Here is a 16,526-nt window from a genome sequence, read left to right on the forward strand (position 1 = left end):
TCCCACTGGTCGAGGGGCCCGCAACCATGTGCGGCGGGGCGGAGCTCAGACGGACAGGCGCCGCAGGGCCTCCTCGTGCAGCAGGCCGTTGCTGGCCACCGCGTCGGCGCCGCCCGGGCCGGGGACGCCGTCCAGGCCGGTGAAGCGGCCGCCCGCCTCCTCGACCACGATGCAGGGCGCGGCCATGTCCCACAGCGAGAGCTCGGGCTCGGCGGCGACGTCCACGGCGCCCTCGGCGACCATCATGTAGGACCAGAAGTCCCCGTAGGCGCGGGTGCGCCAGCAGGCGCGGGTGAGGTCCAGGAACGGGTCGAGGCGGCCGCGGTCCTCCCAGCCGGTGAGCGAGGAGTACGAGAAGGAGGCGTCCTCGATCCGGGAGACCCCGGAGACGTGGATCCGGGAGGCCTTGGCGAGGCTGCGGCCCGCGTACGCGCCCAGGTCCTTGGCCGCCCACCAGCGGCGCTGCAGCGCAGGGGCGGAGACGATGCCGACCACCGGGCGCTCGACGCCGTCCGGGCCGTCCTCCAGCAGGGCGATCAGGGTGGCCCAGACCGGGACGCCGCGGATGTAGTTCTTGGTGCCGTCGATCGGGTCGATCACCCAGCGGCGCGGGCCCGAGCCCTGGAGGCCGAACTCCTCGCCGAGGACGGCGTCGCGCGGGCGGGCGCGCTGGAGCACGCTGCGCACCAGTTCCTCGGCGGCCTTGTCGGCGTCGCTGACCGGGGTCAGGTCCGGCTTGGTCTCGATCTTGAGGTCGAGGGCGCGGAAGCGCTCCAGGGTGACCGAGTCGGCCGAGTCGGCGAGGACGTGGGCGAGTCGGAGATCGTCGTGGTAGTCGGCCATGCCGGAAACCCTAGCTCAGTGACCCGGGCCGCCCCGAGCACGAGGGCGCGCCGGTGCCGGAACGCGCGGCGGGTCAGTGGGCCGTGCCGCTGAGCTGGAGGCCGATCACGCCGGCGATCACCAGGGAGATGGAGACCAGCTTGAGCACCGAGGTGGTCTCGTCCAGGAAGACCATGCCGTAGATCGCGGTGCCGGCCGCGCCGATGCCGGTCCACACCGCGTAGGCGGGACCGACCGGCAGGTTCTTCAGCGAGAGGGTGAGCAGCCCGAAGCTGCCGAGCGCGAACACGCAGAAGCTGATGGTGGGCCAGAGCCTGGTGAAACCCTCGCTGAGCTTGAGGTTGATCGCGAAGCCGGTCTCCAGCAGGCCGGCCAGGACCACCAGGGCCCATGCCATCGCGTGCCCTCCCAGTCGATCGACGGACGGGCCGTGCCCGGCCCGACTTTCCTATGATCACCAGGGAGGGCGGGTCCGACACCTCGAACGGGTCACGAACCCCGGGGGGACGGCGGACCCGTCAGTCGCCCTCGCGGGTCTCCTTGCTGGACAGCAGGCGGCGCAGCGAGTAGAGCCGGGCGGCCTCGGCGTGGCCGTCGGCGACCCAGGCGTCCAGGGCACAGTCCGGCTCGTCGTGGCTGCACGCGCGCGGGCAGTCGACGGTGCCGGGCTCCAGGTCGGGGAAGGCGTGGATGACCCGGGACGGGTCGATGTGGGAGAGGCCGAAGGAGCGGAAGCCGGGCGTGTCGATCACCCAGCCGGTGTCGAGCGCCTTGCGGGAGCCGGCCTTGGCGCCGGGCGGCGGGGGCAGCCGCAGGGCGAGGGCGGAGACGGTGGTGTGCCGACCGCGGCCGGTGACGGCGTTGACGTGGCCGGTCTGCCGCCGGCGGTCCGGGACGAGGGCGTTGACCAGGGTGGTCTTGCCGACGCCGGAGTGGCCGATGAACACCGTGGACAGTCCGCACAGGTGCTCGCGGACGGCCTCGGCGCCGGCGGTCTCCAGTTCGTCCCGGCGGGTGACGACGTAGTTGATGCCGAGCGGGGCGTACGACTCCAGCAGCGGTTCGGCCGGGGCGAGGTCGGACTTGGTGAGCACCAGCAGTGGTTCCATGCCCGCGTCGTAGGCGGCGACCAGGCAGCGGTCGATCAGCCGGGGGCGCGGCTCCGGGTCGGCCAGCGCGGTGACGATGGCCAGCTGATCGGCGTTGGCGACGACGATCCGCTCGTACGGGTCGTCGTCGTCCGCGGTGCGGCGCAGCACGGAGCTGCGCTCCTCGACCCGGACGATCCGGGCGAGGGTGTCGGTGTCCCCGGAGAGGTCGCCGACCAGGTTGACGACGTCGCCGACGACGACGCCCTTGCGGCCCAGCTCGCGGGCCTTCATGGCGACGACCTGGCGCTCCTGCTTGGTCCCCGGGTCGACCAGGCAGGTGATCCGGCCGCGGTCGACGGTCAGCACCATCGCCCCGGCGGCGTCCTCGTGCTTGGGCCGGATCCGGGTCCGCGGCCGGGAGCCCCGGCGGGCGGGGCGGTTGCGGATGTCGTCCTCGTCGGCGTCCTTGCCGTAGCGGCGCATGGCTCCAGTCTCCGCTCAGGCGTCCTTCGCCGCTCCGCCGTCGCCTTCGCCCTCGCCGAGCAGTTCCGCCCACATCTTGGGGAAGTCGGGCAGGGTCTTGGCGGTGGTGGCCACGTTCTCCACCTCGACGCCGGGCACGGCGAGGCCGAGCACCGCGCCGGCGGTGGCCAGGCGGTGGTCCTCGTAGGTGTGGAAGACGCCGCCGCGCAGGGGGCGCGGGCGGATCCGCAGGCCGTCCTCGGTCTCGCTGACGTCGCCGCCGAGGTCGTTGATCTCCTTGGCGAGGGCGGCGAGCCGGTCGGTCTCGTGCAGGCGCAGGTGGGCGATGCCGTACAGGTGGGACTCGGAGTCGGCGAGGGCGGCGACGGCGGCGATCACCGGGGTGAGCTCCCCGACGTCGTGCAGGTCGGCCTCGATGCCGTGGATGCGGCCGGTGCCGGTGAACTGCAGGCCCTCGTCGGTGAACTCGCAGGCGCCGCCCATCCGGGTGTAGAGGTCGCGCAGCTGGTCGCCGGGCTGGGTGGTGTGCTTGGGCCAGTCGCGCACGGTCACCCGGCCGCCGGTGACCAGGGCGGCGGCGAAGAACGGGGCGGCGTTGGACAGGTCGGGCTCGACCACCAGGTCGCGGCCGAGCAGGGCGCCGGGGGTGACCCGCCAGACGTCCTTCTCGCCGCCGTCCTCGGGGGCGTCGACCTGGGCGCCGGCCAGGCGCAGCATCTCGACGGTCATCCGGATGTGCGGCAGCGACGGGACGGGGCCGCCGACGTGCCGGACCTCGACGCCGTGGTTGTAGCGGGCGCCGGAGAGCAGCAGGGCGGAGACGAACTGGGACGAGGAGGAGGCGTCCAGCTCGACCGGGCCGCCGTCGAGGCCGCCGGTGCCGTGGACGGTGAGCGGGAAGCTGCCGCGGCCGCCGTCGTCGATCCGGGCGCCGAGCGCGCGCAGGGCGTTGATCACGCCGTGCTGGGGGCGCTCGTGGCTGCGCGGGTCGCCGTCGAAGTGGACCGGGCCGTCGGCGAGGGCGGCGAGCGGGGGCAGGAAGCGCATCACGGTGCCGGCGTTGCCGACGTCGACGTTGGCGGGGCCGCGCAGGACGGGGGCCGGGATGACCCGCCAGGCCTCGCCGCCGCCGGTGCCGCCGGAGTCGTTGTTGACCTTCTCCTCGATGGTGACCCCGAGGGCGCGCAGGCCGTCGGCCATCAGCTGGGAGTCGCGGCTGCGCAGCGGCCGGCGCACCCAGCCGGGCCCGTCGGCGAGTGCCGCCAGCACCAGGGCCCGGTTGGTGACCGACTTGGAGCCGGGGATGGTGACGGTGGCGTCGACGGGGGCGGTGGCGACGGGGGCGGGCCACGGGGTCTCGGTCATGGGGGCCAGTCTAGGGGCCGTACCGGAACGGACCCTGCGACGGCCGCATGGTGAGAGAGTCACAGGGGTTGGAGCAGCCAGCTGGCGCCCAGGGCGAGGCAGGCGAGGGCGATCAGCAGGAAGACGGCGACCCAGGCCAGGGCGGGGACGTGGGTGAGCCGGGCGAGTTGGTCGGCGTCGGAGTCGCGGGCCCAGCCGATGCGGCGCTGGTGCTGGAGCTCCAGGACCGGGCGCACCGCGCCGAACAGCAGGAACCAGCAGCCGAGGTAGGCGAAGCCGGCCTGGACCTGGGCGGTGCCGAACCAGGAGACCAGGAAGAAGGCGCCGCCGGCGATCAGGACGACGAGCAGGCCGAAGGCGTTGCGGATGCGGACGAGCAGGGCCAGCAGCAGGGCGACGGCCAGCCACAGCAGCAGGGTGATCCGGTCGGCGGCGAGCAGGGCGGCGCAGCCGAGGCCGAGCAGGGCGGGGGCGGTGTAGCCGGCGGCGGCGGTGAGGATCATGCCGGGGCCGGTGGGGCGGCCGTAGGAGAGGGTGAGCCCGGAGGTGTCGGAGTGCAGCCGGATGCCGGCGAGCCTGCGGCGGGTGGCGAGCGCGGCGAGGCCGTGGCCGCCCTCGTGGGCGATGGTGACGGCGTTGCGGGCGACGTGCCACAGGGGCCGGGCGAGGACGGTGAGCAGGGCGGCGCAGCCGGTGGCGAGGACGAGCCAGCCGGGCGGGGCGGCCTGGGTGCCGGTGACCCGGTCCCACAGTTCGCCGAGGTTCTGGTTGTTCGGGTTCATCGGGGGGTCTGCGCCTCCGTTCGCTGTGTTGGGCCGTTCGGGGCAGCCTCCCATGCGGGGACGGGCGGGTGGGAGCGGGCGGTTCTGGTCCGTGGATGAGGAAGTGGTGAGGGCGGGGGGCATGGCAAGCTGGCCCGCATGTGCGGTCGCTTCGCAGCCAGCAGCAAGCCCGAGGACCTCGTCGAGCTGTTCGACGTGGAGTTCTGGGATCCGGAGGAGTCCCTGGAGCCGAACTGGAACGTGGCGCCGACCAACAGCGCCTTCGTGGTGCTGGAGCGGCAGGCGAAGGGGGCGGCGCGGCCGGTGCGGCAGTTGCGGGCGCTGCGCTGGGGGCTGGTGCCGCAGTGGTCGAACTCCGCCGAGACGGCGGTGAAGATGATCAATGCGCGGTCGGACACGGTGCACGAGAAGCCCGCGTACCGGCAGGCCTTCTCCTCGCGCCGGTGCATCCTGCCGGTGGACGGCTACTACGAGTGGCAGACGGTGCCGGGCGAGCGGGGGAAGGCGCGCAAGAAGCCGTTCTTCGTCTCCCGGGTGGACGGCGGCCCGCTGGCGCTGGCCGGGCTGTACGAGTTCTGGCGCGACCGGACGGTGCCGCCGGGGCATCCGCGGGCCTGGCTGGTGACGTTCACGGTCGTCACCACGGACGCCGAGGAGGCGCTGGCGTCGATCCACGAGCGGATGCCGCTGTTCCTGGACCGGGAGTCCTGGGGCGAGTGGCTGGACCCGGGGCTGGACGACCCGGACGAGCTGCGCCGGCTGCTGATACCCCCGGCGCCGGGGGCGCTGCTGGCCACGCCGGTGTCGCCGGCGGTGGGCAACATCCGCAACAACGGCCCGGAGCTCAAGGAGCCGTGGGTCGAGGTCGAGCACGAGACCACACTGTTCTGAACTGTTCTGAACGCCGCACGGGAGCCGCTGAGATGACCACCTCCGAACTCGTCGCCACGGAGGCCGGGGACGCCCGGATCACCTACCACCGGTCGGGCGCCGCGAGGGCGGTGCTGGCGCTGGGGCACGGCGCGGGCGGCGGGATCGGGGCGCGGGACCTGGTGGCGCTGGCCGAACGGCTGCCGGCGCGCGGGATCACCGTGGCGCTGGTCGAGCAGCCCTGGAGGGTGGCGGGCAGGAAGCTGGGCCCGGCGCCGAGGACCCTGGACCTCGGCTGGCGGCCGGTCGCGGAGCTGCTCGCGGGGCAGGGGCTGCCGCTGGTGGTCGGGGGCCGCAGCGCCGGGGCGCGGGTGGCCTGCCGGACGGCGGCGGCGAGCGGTGCGGTGGGGGTGGTGGCGCTGGCGTTCCCGCTGCACCCGCCGGGCCGGCCGGAGAAGAGCCGGGCGGAGGAGCTGCTGGGGTCGGGGCTGCCGACGCTGGTGGTGCAGGGTGCGGCGGATCCGTTCGGCGGGCCGGAGGAGTTCCCGGAGCTGCCGGAGGGGCACGAGCTGGTGGGGCTGCCGTACGGGAACCACGGTTTCGAGGTGCCCAAGCGGGCTGCGGTGGGGCAGGACGAGGTGCTGGGGCTGATCTGCTCGGCGGTGGGGGACTGGGTGCTGGGCCTGGTGTGACCGGGCCGCCGTGAGCCTCGCCGTCCGCGGTGAGCAGGGCGTTTCCACTCGCTCACTCGCGCGAGTGAATGGTGTGGTGGGGCGGGAATGCGGGCGGGGCCGGGGTGGTTGTCGTGTCCGTCAGCACGAGTCACCGGTGAGAGGCAGGGCAGATGGGTTCGATCGCGTGCCCCGAACGGCCTGAGGAGCGCGAGGCCGCCGTGGCGTTCGCTCCCTCCTGGCCGGAGTGGATTGACGCGGGCGAGAAGCCCGTCAGCCCGATATCCTCCATTTCTGGGCGGCCCGCCGTGGGCCGCGCGCGTGTTGCCGAGGAGGTGGGTCCGGTCGTCGGGACCGAGCACGAGGCCGATCCGGGCCGTGGCCCGGACGAGGCCCTGCCTGCGGGCGAGGCGCTCACCGGTGAGGAGCTGGCCGAGGCGATCGGTGAGGACACCTTCCGGGTGTCGGCGGAGGAGTCCGAGGAGGCCCGGCGGGAGCGCTTCGAGCGCGACGCCCTGGGGTACCTCGACCCGATGTACTCCGCGGCGCTGCGCATGACGCGCAACCCCGCGGACGCGGAGGACCTGCTCCAGGAGGCGTTCGCGAAGGCGTACGCGTCCTTCCACCAGTTCCGTGAGGGCACGAACCTCAAGGCCTGGCTGTACCGCATCCTCACCAACACGTTCATCAACTCGTACCGCAAGAAGCAGCGCGAGCCCCAGCGCACGGCGGCGGAGGAGATCGAGGACTGGCAGCTGGCCCGGGCCGAGTCGCACATGTCGACCGGTCTGCGCTCGGCCGAGACCCAGGCGCTCGACCACCTCCCCGACAGCGATGTGAAGGACGCGCTCCAGGCCATCCCGGAGGAATTCCGGATCGCCGTCTATCTCGCGGACGTAGAAGGCTTTGCGTACAAGGAGATCGCGGACATCATGGGTACTCCCATCGGTACGGTGATGTCCCGGCTGCACCGCGGCCGCCGGCAGCTGCGCGGCATGCTGGAGGACTACGCCCGTGAGCGCGGGCTGGTCCCGGCCGGCAGCGGGGCAGGGCAGGAAGCGAAGGGCTCGGGCTCATGAGCTGCGGCGATCCGCACGAAACCGAGTGTGGCGAGGTCCTCGACCACCTCTATGAATTCCTCGACAACGAGATGGCCGAGGGCGACTGCGCCAAGTTGCGCGTGCACTTCGAGGAGTGCTCGCCGTGCCTGAAGCAGTACGGGCTGGAGCAGGCGATCAAGGCGCTGATCAAGCGGTCCTGCGGCTGTGACGACACCCCGGCGGATCTGCGCGGCAAGGTCCTGGCCAGGATCGACTCGATCCGGTCCGGGCAGCGCCCGGGCGAGCCGGTGGTCGTCGCGGTGGACGCCTCGGTCGAGGTGCATGCCGAGTCCGCCCGACCGGCGCCCAGGCCGGACGGGGCACAGGAGCGGTCGCAGGGCGGGGCGCAGTCCCCGGCGCAGGACGGCGTGTCCGAGGAGCCGGCCGCGCGCCCTGGTGCGCCGGTCGAGGCCGGGGCCCCCGCGGAGTAGTCCGGCGGGTGGCCCGGGCGGTCCGCCGGCGAGGGCGGGCGAAACGGTTCGGTCCGGGAGTTCAACGGCCCCGGGAGCGTGCGCTCCCGGGGCCGCTCCCGTTCTGCTCGCATGCGCCCTCACTCGTTCGAGTGAGTTGGCGGTGCGCCAACTGCGCCATTGCACGATCATGCGTCCCCGTGCCCGGGCGGCGGCCTATCCTCCTGACGGACGCTCACCGCCGGGCCCCCCGGCGCGCTGAGGCAACACGGGGCCCGGACGCGGGGAGGTCGAGATCGCTACCGACAGTGGAGGCGCGACCCTGCCGCGGGGGGCGGCGCGCTACCTGACGACCGTTCCGGTGGCGGCGCTGTGCTGCCTGCTGCCGCTGCTGCCCCAGGCCGTCACGCCCGGGGTGCCGCACTGGCTCGGCCACCCGGTGGACTGGCCCAAGGTCGGTCTGCTGGGCTTCCTGCACGGCTGCTGGGAGTCGCTCGCCCAGGGGCTGCCGACCCCCTGCTCGCTCCTGCTGCGCCGGTTGCTGCGCCGCCCCGTGCCCGCCGAACGGGCGCCCGCCCGTCCCGGCGTGAACGCCTTCTTCCCGGTGCTGTTCGCCGGGGTGCTGATGCTGCCGCCGGCCGCCGCCGCCCTGGTCGCCGCCCCGGCCGCGCTGCTCGGCGGCCCGACCGGCCCCGGCTGCCGCGGACGCCAGCTGTTCAACGGCTCCCAGCTCGCGCTGTGCGCCTTCGCCGCCTCCGTCGCCTTCCACCTGCTGCACGGCCCCCAGCTGCTGCTCGGCTCCCGCTTCCCGGCCGCGCTGCTGCCCGGCTTCGCCGCCGTCGCCGCGTTCTGCCTGGTCAACGGGCTCGTGGTGGGCGTCATGGTGGTGCTCAGCGAGGGCCGGCGGGCCGGTGAGGTGCTGCGCGGCGCCTGCGCGGTGTGCGGGCTGCCGGTGCTGGTGCACGCGGCCGGCGGGCTGATGGTCGCGGTGCTCTGGCAGGGCCCGTACGGGGCGTTCGCCGCGCTGCTGGCGCTGCTGCCGCTGTCCATCTCGGCCTGGGTGTTCGCCCAGGGCCAGCGCGAGCGGGACGCCCACCAGGCCACCGTGCAGTCGCTGGTGCAGGCGGTGGAGATCAAGGACGCGTACACCCGCGGGCACAGCGAACGGGTCGGCCGGGCCTCGGTGCTGATCGCCACTCAGCTCGGCATGGAGCCCGAGCGGCTGCGCACCCTGCGGTTCGCCGGGATCCTGCACGACGTCGGCAAGCTCGGGGTGGCCACCGAGCTGCTGCGCAGAAACGGTCCCCTCAGCGAGGACGAACGCCGCGCGGTGGAGGTCCACCCGGTGTACGGGTACGAGCTGGTGCGCGGGATCGACTTCCTCGGCGAGGCGCACGCCGGGATCCTGCACCACCACGAGCGGATGGACGGGCGCGGCTACCCGAGCGGGCTGGCCGGCGAGCAGATCCCCGAGTTCGCCCGGATCATCTCCGTCGCCGACGCCTTCGACTCGATGACCTCCACCCGCTCCTACCGGCGCGGCCGCCCCGTCACCGAGGCGGTCACCGAGCTGGAGCGCTGCTCCGGCAGCCAGTTCGACCCGGTGATGGTGCGGGCGCTGATCGACGCCCTGGCCGTGCACGACTGGCAGCCCGTGGTGCACCCCGAGGACTGCGTACGGGCCGTGCCGGACATCCCGCTCGGGGTGCCCGAGCCGGTGCGGGCCGCGCCCGGCCGGGTGCCCGCCCAGGGCGGGACCGCCGCCGTGGCCGGGCAGTCGTGACCGGCCCCGGGCGCGCGGCGCTGCCCGTCGGCCGGACCGTCCGCGCCCGTGCACCGCGCGGGAGCACCGCCCGCGCCGTGCACGCGGCCGCCGCCGCGCTGCTGGTGCTCGCGCTCGGCGCGGTCGCGGAACGCGGGGTCGCCGAACCGCGGATCGCGCTGGCCTTCGCCGGGCTGATCGCGCTCGGCGAGTGCGTCCGGATCACCCTTCCGGGTGACCGCGAGCAGGCGCCCATCGGCGCCGCCGGCGCGCTGGCGTACGCACTGCTCGGACCGCTGCGCGGGGTGCCGACCGCCCACGGCACCCTCCAGGTGGTCGCCGTCACCGGGATCGGCCTGCTGCTGGGCTGGCTGCCCGGCCTCGCCCCGCACCTCCCGGGGCGCCCCCACCGGCGCCCGCCCTGGGCCGACCCGGCCCGCCGCGACAGCGCCGCCCGCCGGCTGCTCGCGGGCGGCTTCGCCGCCGCCGTCTTCCAGCCGCTCTACAACGGCGGCCTGGTCGACCGCTTCTCGCCCGAGGGCCCGGCGTACGGGGCGTTCCTGACCGCCGTCGCCGCGCTGGCCGCGCTCTGCGACGCGACCCTGGCCGCGCTGCTGCGCGCCTCCGCCAAGGGGCTGCGGTTCCCGGCCGCGCTGGAGGACGAGCTGCGCTCGCTGTTCGGCATCGGCTCGGCGATCGTCGCCACCGGGATGCTGGTCAGCCTCGCGGCCGGCGAGGTCGGGCTGTGGGCGCTGCCGCTGTTCTGCACCCCGCTGCTGCTCGCCCAGATCTCCTTCCGGCGGGCCGCGGCGGTCCGGGCCACCACCGGGCAGACCATCGCCAGCCTGGCCCGGGCCACCGAGGTCGCCGGCTACACCCCGCACGGGCACGCGCGCCGGGTCGCGGACACGGCGTGCGCGCTCGGCCGCGAGCTGGGGCTGGGCACCCGCGAGCTCGCCCTGCTGGAGTACGCGGCGCTGATGCACGACGTCGGCCAGCTGTCCCTGGTCGAACCGGTCCCGGACGGCGCCACCGCGCTGCTGTCCTGCGCCGAGCAACAGCGCATCGCCCGGCTCGGCAGCGAGGTGATCAGCCGTACCGGAGTGCCCCGGCAGGTCGCCGAGCAGGTCGCCCGACTGGCCGACCCCTGCCAGGGCCCGGCCGGCGGCGAGCGGCCGGTGCCGCTGGCCGCCCGCATCATCCGGGTCGCCAACGCCCACGACGACCTGCTGACCGCCGCCCGCGGCCGGGGCCTGGGCGAGGCGGTGGGGCGCCTGGAGGCGCTGGAGGTGCTGCGCCTGGGGCGGGGGCGGGTCTACGACGCCCGGGTGGTGGACGCGCTCGCCCGGGTCGGCGGGCAGGGCCGGGGCTGAGAGGGGGCCCTCCGGGCCGGGCGGGGCACGGCGAGGGTCCTCCGGGTCGGGGCGGATCCGGGGCGGGTACCTCCGGGCCCGGCCCGGGGGTGCGGTCGGGCGGCGGCCGTCCGGGGTTGAGGAGGCGCGCCGCGGCGGGCAGGCTGGGGAGGGACGGGCCCCAACCTCGGCGGTGGGGAGCGCGGGCGGGGGCGGGCGTGGTTGGATGCGGTCGTAGCGTGGAACACCGACCCGGAACACCGGGACCCGGCCTCCGTCGAGGACGGGACGGGCCCGGCGGTACGGGACTTGAGCGGACGACGACGGCAGGGACGAACGTGAGGATCTTCCACCGGGCACGGCACCGGCCGTCCGCCACCTGGCGGCAGACGACCGACCGGGCCTTCACGCTGATCGGCGACGGGCGCTACGAGGACGCCGGCGCCCTGCTGGTGATGGCCGCCGACCTGGAGCCCTGGCTGTCCGACTCCTGGTTCAACCTCGCCCTGCTGCACAAGTTCCGCCGCGACTGGGAGCAGGCCCGCTCGGCCGGCCTGCGCGCCGTCGCCCTGCTGGACCGCGAGCACGGCGCCCCGGACTGGTGGAACCTCGGCATCACCGCCACCGCCCTCCAGGACTGGCCGCTGGCCCGCCGTGCCTGGCAGGCGTACGGGCTGAAGCTGCCCGGCGGCCCCGGCGGGGACGGCCCGGTCAGCCTGGACCTCGGCACCACCCCGGTGCGGCTGTCCCCGGACGGCGAGTCCGAGGTGGTGTGGGGCCGCCGGCTCGACCCGGCCCGGATCGAGGTGCTGTCCATCCCGCTGCCCTCCTCCGGCCGCCGCTGGGGCGAGGTGGTGCTGCACGACGGCGCCCCGCACGGCGAGCGGGTCACCGACGGCGTCGCCTATCCCGTCTTCGACGAGATCGAGCTGTGGGCGCCCTCCCCGGTGCCGACGTACGTGGTGCTGCTGCAGGCCGCGACCGCCGGCGACCGGGACGCCCTGGAGCGGCTGGTCGCCGAGGCCGGGTACGCGGCCGAGGACTGGACCTCCTCGGTGCGGCTGCTGTGCCGTGCCTGCTCGGAGAGCCGGATGGCCTCGGACGACGGGGTCGTCGCCCACCACGACCCGCACGACGACGGCGACGCCGCCCACCCGGGGCACCTCAGCCACCTCAGTCAGGGCGGCGCCGCCGGGATGTCCTGGCTCGTCGAGCGCGAGTGCGGGATCGCGGCCCCGGCGCACCTGGTCAGGGTGCTGCTGGACCGCTGGGTCGCGGCCGCCCCCGGAACCCGGGCTTACCGGGATCTCGAAGAAGTCTGCTGAGTACCCTGGTGAGGTACGCGTAGACCCTATGGAAGCGGAAGACATGGCGGAGCAGCACGACCACGACCACGAGCACGAGCACGGGCACGACGTGGAGGGGGCGGCGTCCGACGCCCCCGTGAAGGTGATCGGTGAGGAGCCCGACCTCAGCAAGGGCACCGCGCGCCCGATCACCGTGGTCGGCAACCCCGTCCTGCACCGCGAGGTCAAGGACGTCACCGTGTTCGACGGCGAACTGTCCGCGCTGATCGACGACATGTTCCAGTCGATGTACGCCGCCGAGGGCGTGGGCCTGGCCGCCAACCAGATCGGCGTCGACCTCAAGGTCTTCGTCTACGACTGCCCGGACGACGAGGGCGTGCGCCACATCGGCCATGTGATCAACCCGCGGCTGGAGGAGTACCCGGCCGACCGCCGCCGGGTGCTCGACGACGGCAACGAGGGCTGCCTGTCCGTCCCGACCGCCTACGCCGAGCTGCCGCGTCCGGACTACGCGGCGGTGACCGGCGTCGACAAGGACGGCAAGCCGATCCGGGTCGAGGGCACCGGGTTCTTCGCCCGCTGCCTGCAGCACGAGACCGACCACCTGTACGGCACCCTCTACATCGACAAGCTGTCGAAGCGGGACCGCAAGGACGCCCTGAAGCAGATGGCCGAGGGCACCGCGAAGTACGCGACCGTGCCGAACGAGTAGCAGCCGCCTGCATGTTGAAGGCCGGTGCGGGTGGACCGCACCGGCCTTCGTGCTGCTCGGAGGCTACTACCGGACGAACAGCCACTCCGGGCCGTAGCTGAAGCAGGGATCGGCGGGCAGCTTGATGCCGCTCAACTGCTGCGCCGTACCGCGCAGTTCGCCCATGTGGCCGATCGTCTCGCCGACCGGCGCGGCGCCGCCGTCGCCCCGGGCCGCTTCGAGGGCGCGCGGCATGTCGCTGTGGCCCCCGACCCGGTGGCCCCTGTCACGAGGCGAAGGTGCCGGAGAGGATCCGGTTGACCAGGGCGAGGTCGTTGCCACCGCCGGTGGTGGGGTTGAAGGAGTACACCAGGCGTCGGCGCAGGTCGCGGGTGGCGAACATGCCGTCGGTGTAGCCGAAGGTGCTGCCGGTCTTGCCCCAGACGGTCACTCCGTCGGGGAGGGTGGCGCGCAGCAGGCCGGCGCTGTAGTAGGCGCGGCCGTGGCCCGGGTCGTGGTCGCTGCCGCCGAGGTAGGGGACGTCGGGGACGTCGAACAGCTCGGCCTGCTCGGCCGGGGGGAGGAGCCGTCCTCGGAAGAGGGCGGTCAGGAAGCGGTCGAGGTCGGCCGTGGTGGAGATCATGCCGCCGGCGCCCGGGTTCTGTTCGGTGATGTCGACCAGCTGCGTTCCGCCGGCCGGCTGCGGTACGGCGATGTAGCCGTGGGAGTGGGGGCCCGGGATGGTGGTGTCGTGCTCCGGGGCGGTGGTGTCGCGCAGGTGCAGCGGTTGCAGGATCCGGGTGGTGATCTCCTGCTGGTAGGTGTGTCCGGTGAGCTTCTCGACGAGCATGGCGGCGACGTAGTAGCCGGTGGCGCCGTAGACCTGGGTGCGGCCGGGGTCGCTGAAGGGGCGCTCGTGGCGGACGGCCTTGGCGACCAGTTCGGCGAGCGGGTGGTCGTCGAAGCGGTGCTCGACGATGCCGTCCGGGGTGGTGGGCAGGTCGTCCGGGGTCAGTTCGGGAAGGCTGCTGGTGAAGTTGAGCAGAGTGCGGACGGGGATGGGCGGGTAGCCGGCGGGCAGGACGTTCGGCAGGTAGCGCTGGACGGGCTGGTCGAGGTCGAGGCGGTCCTCGGCGGCCAGTTGCAGCACCACGGTGGCGATGAACGTCTTGGTGACGCTGCCGAGGCGGAACCGGCCGTCGACCGGCACCGGTGCCCCGGTTGCGAGGTCGGCGGTGCCGTACGTGCCGGTCCAGTGGCCGTCCGGCCCGCTCACGCGCGCCAGCACGCCCGTGGTGCGGTCGGGCGCACTGGACAGCGCCTGTCGCAGGGCCTGCGGGTCCAGCTTCGGCAACCGGTCGTCGGTGTGGTCGACCGCTGCTGCCGGCCGGGCGGCGGGAGCCGCCATCGCCGGGACGGCCGTGCCCAGCGTCACCGCGGTGAGTACGGCGCAGGTGAGCGCCGCCATCGGCACCCGCCTGCGTCGGCGCGCCCCCGTCGTGGTCCGGGCGTTGGCGGAAGTCGGCTCGATAGTCATGCCGATGACCGTGCCTCACGGCGGCGGTGCGAGGAATCAGGGATCACCCCCGAACTCGCCCCGATCAATCCCTGATCCCGGCTCGGCTTCCGGGCCGGCCGGACTGCGCCCACTGCCCGGTCGGCCTTGCCGGGCGGGGGCGCGGCGCCGGATCGTCCTTCCCCGGCCGCCGGCCGGGGACCACGGCTGACGCGGCTGCGCAGGAAGTCGGTCCGGCCGGCTTCCTGCGCAGCGTGTGGGGGAGTTCAGCCGTGCGAGGTGGCGGGGGCCAGGACCGCCGTCAGCAGGCGGTTGGCGAGAGGGGTCGGGGCGCCGAAGTCGAGGCCGAGGTTGGAGGTCGAGTACACGGCGTGGACGGACAGGTCGCGGGTGGCGAACATGCCGTTGGCGTAGCCGTCGTCGTGACCGGTCTTGCCCCAGAGCAGGGTGCCGTTCGGCAGCGGGGTGGACATCAGGCCGGCGCCGAAGCAGGCCACCTTGTTGCAGGCGGTGCCGCCGACGAACGGGACGAGCTTGCCCTCGGTGTCCTCGGGCAGGGTGAACAGCTCGTTCTGCTGCGCGGCGGGCAGCAGGCGGCCCTGGAGCAGAGCGGTCAGGAAGTGGTCGAGGTCGGCCGTGGTGGAGATCATGTTGGACGGGTCGCCGCCCTGCTCGCTGGTGTCGACCGCCCGGCCGCTGTCGTCGGTCATGTAGCCGTGCAGGTAGGGGCGGGGCATCACCGGGTCGTCCTCCGGCACCGAGGTCTGGTTCAGGTGCAGGGGCTTCAGGATGCGGGCGGTCACCTCGTCCTTGAAGGAGTTGCCGGTGGTCTGCTCGATGAGCTTGCCCGCGATGCGGAAGCCGAGGGAGTTGTACTCCTGCTCGGTGCCGGGCGTGAAGTGCGGGCCGGGCGCCGGGCGGCGGTCGTCGGGGCGCAGGGTCTGCTGGATGATCTGGTCGAAGGTGCGGTAGTCGTAGCGGTCGGCGATCGTCTCGTCGGCGCTCGCCGGGGGCTTGCCCTCGTCCACGTTCGGCAGGCCGCTGGTGTAGTTGACGAGCTGGCGGACGGTGATCGGGTCGAAGGTGTCCGGGAGCAGACCCGGCATGTAGTGCTGGACGGTCTGGTCGAGGTCGATCCGCCCCTCGGCCGCGAGCTGCAGGATGACGGCGGTCTCGAACACCTTGGAGATGCTGCCGACGTGGAAGTGCGCGTTCTCCGGGATCTTCCGGCCGGTCTGGCTGTCCACGGTGGAGCCCTTCCACACCTGGCCCGGTTCGGCGACCAGGGCGACCGCGCCGGAGGCGTTGTCCGAGGGGCGGGTCTCGATGGCGGCCTGGAGGGCGGCGGGGTCCAGCGGCGGGAAGGCCGTCGCGGCGGTGGAGCCCGTGCCCGTGCCTGTGCCGCTCGCGGCGAAGGCTTGTGCGCCCGAGACGGCGGTGATGCCGACGACGGCGGAACAGGCCAGACCGAGGGCGGCGCACGGCGGACGAACGGCTTCATGTGGAGCACCCCGTGGAATCACTTGGCTGAGTGGGCCCCAGCGACATGATCGATCCTGGCCGGAAGCGGGACCGCCCGGTATCGGGATCAACCCGGATCGGCCCCTGAGGCAACCCCGAGGGCTCGTCAGGATCGGTCCATGGTGTGTCGCATCCCCGCCCGGTCTTCGAGCCGGGCTGGGCACCTCGGTTTGCGGCGACCTCAGACGATGCGGCCTATGTGGATGACCACGATGGTCATCGTCTGCTCCGTGATCTCGTACAGAACGCGGTACCGGCCGATGTGGATCCAGCGGAGGTCCGGGAAGCCGTAGGGCGCTGAGCCTGCTGGTCGGGGGTCGTCGGCCAGTAGGTCGACTGCATCCATGACCTGGCGAAGGCCATCCGTGTCGTCCTTGAGGAACCGGGCGGCTGCGGTGATCACAGGCTCGTCCCAGGTGATCTCGTAGGTCATTCACGCTCCAGGCCCAGGAGGGACCGGACGTCCTCGTTCGGCACATTCGCGACGGTGCCCGCGGCTTGGCGGACACGGTAGCGGGCGAGTGCCAGCTCGTCTTCCAGGTCGGCGAGTTCCTGCGGATTGATGAGCACGGCGGCGGGTTGGCCGTGGTCGGTGATGGTGATGCGTTCGCGGCTGTGCGAAGCGCGGCGCACCAGAGTGCCAAATCTCGCTCGCGCCTCGGTGATGGGCAGAGTCTCACTCATGGCAGAACTGTGCACCTCCCGCTTGTTTTCGCGCGAGCTATTGCTGTAAGTCGCTATCTCTACGCTGAGTGACAGCTC

18 protein-coding genes are annotated in these 16,526 nt (G+C 73.7%); 8 read left to right on the top strand and 10 right to left on the bottom strand.

The window, feature by feature from the left end; translation table 11 throughout:
* Nucleotides 1–45: 45 nt before the first annotated feature.
* From hisN to ACIRVF_RS18850, 5 genes are all read right to left on the bottom strand, one after another.
* Nucleotides 46–843 carry a histidinol-phosphatase gene (gene hisN, locus ACIRVF_RS18830; protein ID WP_402818569.1) on the bottom strand — a complete coding sequence of 266 codons (798 nt, stop codon included), beginning with the start codon at nucleotides 841–843 and terminating at the stop codon, nucleotides 46–48.
* 73 nt (nucleotides 844–916) lie between these two features.
* Nucleotides 917–1,240, bottom strand: coding sequence for a DMT family transporter (locus ACIRVF_RS18835; protein WP_402818571.1), 324 nt, complete (start codon nucleotides 1,238–1,240; stop codon nucleotides 917–919).
* Between the two features lie 121 nt (nucleotides 1,241–1,361).
* The gene (gene rsgA, locus ACIRVF_RS18840) at nucleotides 1,362–2,417 is read right to left on the bottom strand and encodes a ribosome small subunit-dependent GTPase A (RefSeq protein WP_402818574.1); all 1,056 of its coding nucleotides are present in this window, start codon (nucleotides 2,415–2,417) and stop codon (nucleotides 1,362–1,364) included.
* 15 nt (nucleotides 2,418–2,432) lie between these two features.
* Nucleotides 2,433–3,782, bottom strand: a complete 1,350-nt coding sequence (aroA, locus tag ACIRVF_RS18845) for a 3-phosphoshikimate 1-carboxyvinyltransferase (RefSeq protein ID WP_402818577.1) — start codon at nucleotides 3,780–3,782, stop codon at nucleotides 2,433–2,435.
* 59 nt (nucleotides 3,783–3,841) lie between these two features.
* Nucleotides 3,842–4,564 (bottom strand): M50 family metallopeptidase, encoded by a 723-nt coding sequence (locus tag ACIRVF_RS18850; RefSeq protein WP_402818580.1) that lies wholly within the window; start codon nucleotides 4,562–4,564, stop codon nucleotides 3,842–3,844.
* Between the two features lie 138 nt (nucleotides 4,565–4,702).
* Here ACIRVF_RS18850 and ACIRVF_RS18855 point away from each other — a divergent pair, with 138 nt between their 5' ends.
* From ACIRVF_RS18855 to def, 8 genes are all read left to right on the top strand, one after another.
* Entirely contained in the window at nucleotides 4,703–5,455 is a 753-nt protein-coding gene (locus ACIRVF_RS18855; protein ID WP_402818583.1) for an SOS response-associated peptidase, read from the top strand.
* A gap of 32 nt (nucleotides 5,456–5,487) precedes the next feature.
* The gene (locus tag ACIRVF_RS18860; RefSeq protein WP_402818586.1) at nucleotides 5,488–6,126 is read left to right on the top strand and encodes an alpha/beta family hydrolase; all 639 of its coding nucleotides are present in this window, start codon (nucleotides 5,488–5,490) and stop codon (nucleotides 6,124–6,126) included.
* 407 nt (nucleotides 6,127–6,533) lie between these two features.
* Nucleotides 6,534–7,184: a sigma-70 family RNA polymerase sigma factor gene (locus ACIRVF_RS18865; RefSeq protein WP_167352976.1), complete on the top strand. Its 651-nt coding sequence runs from the start codon at nucleotides 6,534–6,536 to the stop codon at nucleotides 7,182–7,184.
* A complete protein-coding gene (rsrA, locus tag ACIRVF_RS18870) occupies nucleotides 7,181–7,636 on the top strand; it encodes a mycothiol system anti-sigma-R factor (RefSeq protein WP_402818589.1) in 456 nt (151 codons plus the stop codon). Before ACIRVF_RS18865 ends, rsrA begins: the two co-directional genes overlap by 4 nt.
* A gap of 340 nt (nucleotides 7,637–7,976) precedes the next feature.
* On the top strand, nucleotides 7,977–9,398 hold the full coding sequence (locus ACIRVF_RS18875; protein ID WP_402818592.1) for an HD-GYP domain-containing protein: 1,422 nt from the start codon (nucleotides 7,977–7,979) through the stop codon (nucleotides 9,396–9,398).
* Nucleotides 9,395–10,750: an HD-GYP domain-containing protein gene (locus ACIRVF_RS18880; RefSeq protein ID WP_402818595.1), complete on the top strand. Its 1,356-nt coding sequence runs from the start codon at nucleotides 9,395–9,397 to the stop codon at nucleotides 10,748–10,750. Before ACIRVF_RS18875 ends, ACIRVF_RS18880 begins: the two co-directional genes overlap by 4 nt.
* A 317-nt stretch (nucleotides 10,751–11,067) precedes the next feature.
* Nucleotides 11,068–12,054 (top strand): tetratricopeptide repeat protein, encoded by a 987-nt coding sequence (locus ACIRVF_RS18885; protein ID WP_380412007.1) that lies wholly within the window; start codon nucleotides 11,068–11,070, stop codon nucleotides 12,052–12,054.
* Between the two features lie 43 nt (nucleotides 12,055–12,097).
* Entirely contained in the window at nucleotides 12,098–12,748 is a 651-nt protein-coding gene (gene def, locus ACIRVF_RS18890; protein WP_402818598.1) for a peptide deformylase, read from the top strand.
* Nucleotides 12,749–12,814: 66 nt separating this feature from the next.
* On the opposite strand, the gene ACIRVF_RS18895 is transcribed toward def, so the two are convergent.
* The 5 genes from ACIRVF_RS18895 to ACIRVF_RS18915 all read right to left on the bottom strand — a co-directional run bounded on the left by ACIRVF_RS18895 (nucleotide 12,815) and on the right by ACIRVF_RS18915 (nucleotide 16,448).
* Nucleotides 12,815–12,982, bottom strand: a complete 168-nt coding sequence (locus ACIRVF_RS18895; protein ID WP_402818601.1) for a hypothetical protein — start codon at nucleotides 12,980–12,982, stop codon at nucleotides 12,815–12,817.
* 31 nt (nucleotides 12,983–13,013) lie between these two features.
* Nucleotides 13,014–14,264, bottom strand: coding sequence for a serine hydrolase domain-containing protein (locus ACIRVF_RS18900; RefSeq protein ID WP_402818604.1), 1,251 nt, complete (start codon nucleotides 14,262–14,264; stop codon nucleotides 13,014–13,016).
* A gap of 245 nt (nucleotides 14,265–14,509) precedes the next feature.
* A complete protein-coding gene (locus ACIRVF_RS18905) occupies nucleotides 14,510–15,766 on the bottom strand; it encodes a serine hydrolase domain-containing protein (protein ID WP_402818607.1) in 1,257 nt (418 codons plus the stop codon).
* Between the two features lie 179 nt (nucleotides 15,767–15,945).
* Nucleotides 15,946–16,197 (bottom strand): type II toxin-antitoxin system RelE/ParE family toxin, encoded by a 252-nt coding sequence (locus tag ACIRVF_RS18910; RefSeq protein WP_402818610.1) that lies wholly within the window; start codon nucleotides 16,195–16,197, stop codon nucleotides 15,946–15,948.
* Nucleotides 16,194–16,448, bottom strand: a complete 255-nt coding sequence (locus tag ACIRVF_RS18915) for a type II toxin-antitoxin system Phd/YefM family antitoxin (protein WP_402818613.1) — start codon at nucleotides 16,446–16,448, stop codon at nucleotides 16,194–16,196. Before ACIRVF_RS18915 ends, ACIRVF_RS18910 begins: the two co-directional genes overlap by 4 nt.
* Nucleotides 16,449–16,526 lie beyond the last annotated feature (78 nt).

Source organism: Kitasatospora sp. NPDC101157 (genome assembly GCF_044768255.1).
In the GTDB taxonomy this organism is placed as follows: Bacteria; Actinomycetota; Actinomycetes; order Streptomycetales; family Streptomycetaceae; genus Kitasatospora.

Coding starts and splice junctions, on each gene's coding strand:
- hisN (WP_402818569.1), bottom strand. CDS start 843: ATGGCCGACTACCACGACGATCTCCGACTCGCCCACGTCCTCGCCGAC.
- ACIRVF_RS18835 (WP_402818571.1), bottom strand. CDS start 1,240: ATGGCATGGGCCCTGGTGGTCCTGGCCGGCCTGCTGGAGACCGGCTTC.
- rsgA (WP_402818574.1), bottom strand. CDS start 2,417: ATGCGCCGCTACGGCAAGGACGCCGACGAGGACGACATCCGCAACCGC.
- aroA (WP_402818577.1), bottom strand. CDS start 3,782: ATGACCGAGACCCCGTGGCCCGCCCCCGTCGCCACCGCCCCCGTCGAC.
- ACIRVF_RS18850 (WP_402818580.1), bottom strand. CDS start 4,564: ATGAACCCGAACAACCAGAACCTCGGCGAACTGTGGGACCGGGTCACC.
- ACIRVF_RS18855 (WP_402818583.1), top strand. CDS start 4,703: ATGTGCGGTCGCTTCGCAGCCAGCAGCAAGCCCGAGGACCTCGTCGAG.
- ACIRVF_RS18860 (WP_402818586.1), top strand. CDS start 5,488: ATGACCACCTCCGAACTCGTCGCCACGGAGGCCGGGGACGCCCGGATC.
- rsrA (WP_402818589.1), top strand. CDS start 7,181: ATGAGCTGCGGCGATCCGCACGAAACCGAGTGTGGCGAGGTCCTCGAC.
- def (WP_402818598.1), top strand. CDS start 12,098: ATGGCGGAGCAGCACGACCACGACCACGAGCACGAGCACGGGCACGAC.
- ACIRVF_RS18895 (WP_402818601.1), bottom strand. CDS start 12,982: ATGCCGCGCGCCCTCGAAGCGGCCCGGGGCGACGGCGGCGCCGCGCCG.
- ACIRVF_RS18900 (WP_402818604.1), bottom strand. CDS start 14,264: ATGACTATCGAGCCGACTTCCGCCAACGCCCGGACCACGACGGGGGCG.
- ACIRVF_RS18910 (WP_402818610.1), bottom strand. CDS start 16,197: ATGACCTACGAGATCACCTGGGACGAGCCTGTGATCACCGCAGCCGCC.
- ACIRVF_RS18915 (WP_402818613.1), bottom strand. CDS start 16,448: ATGAGTGAGACTCTGCCCATCACCGAGGCGCGAGCGAGATTTGGCACT.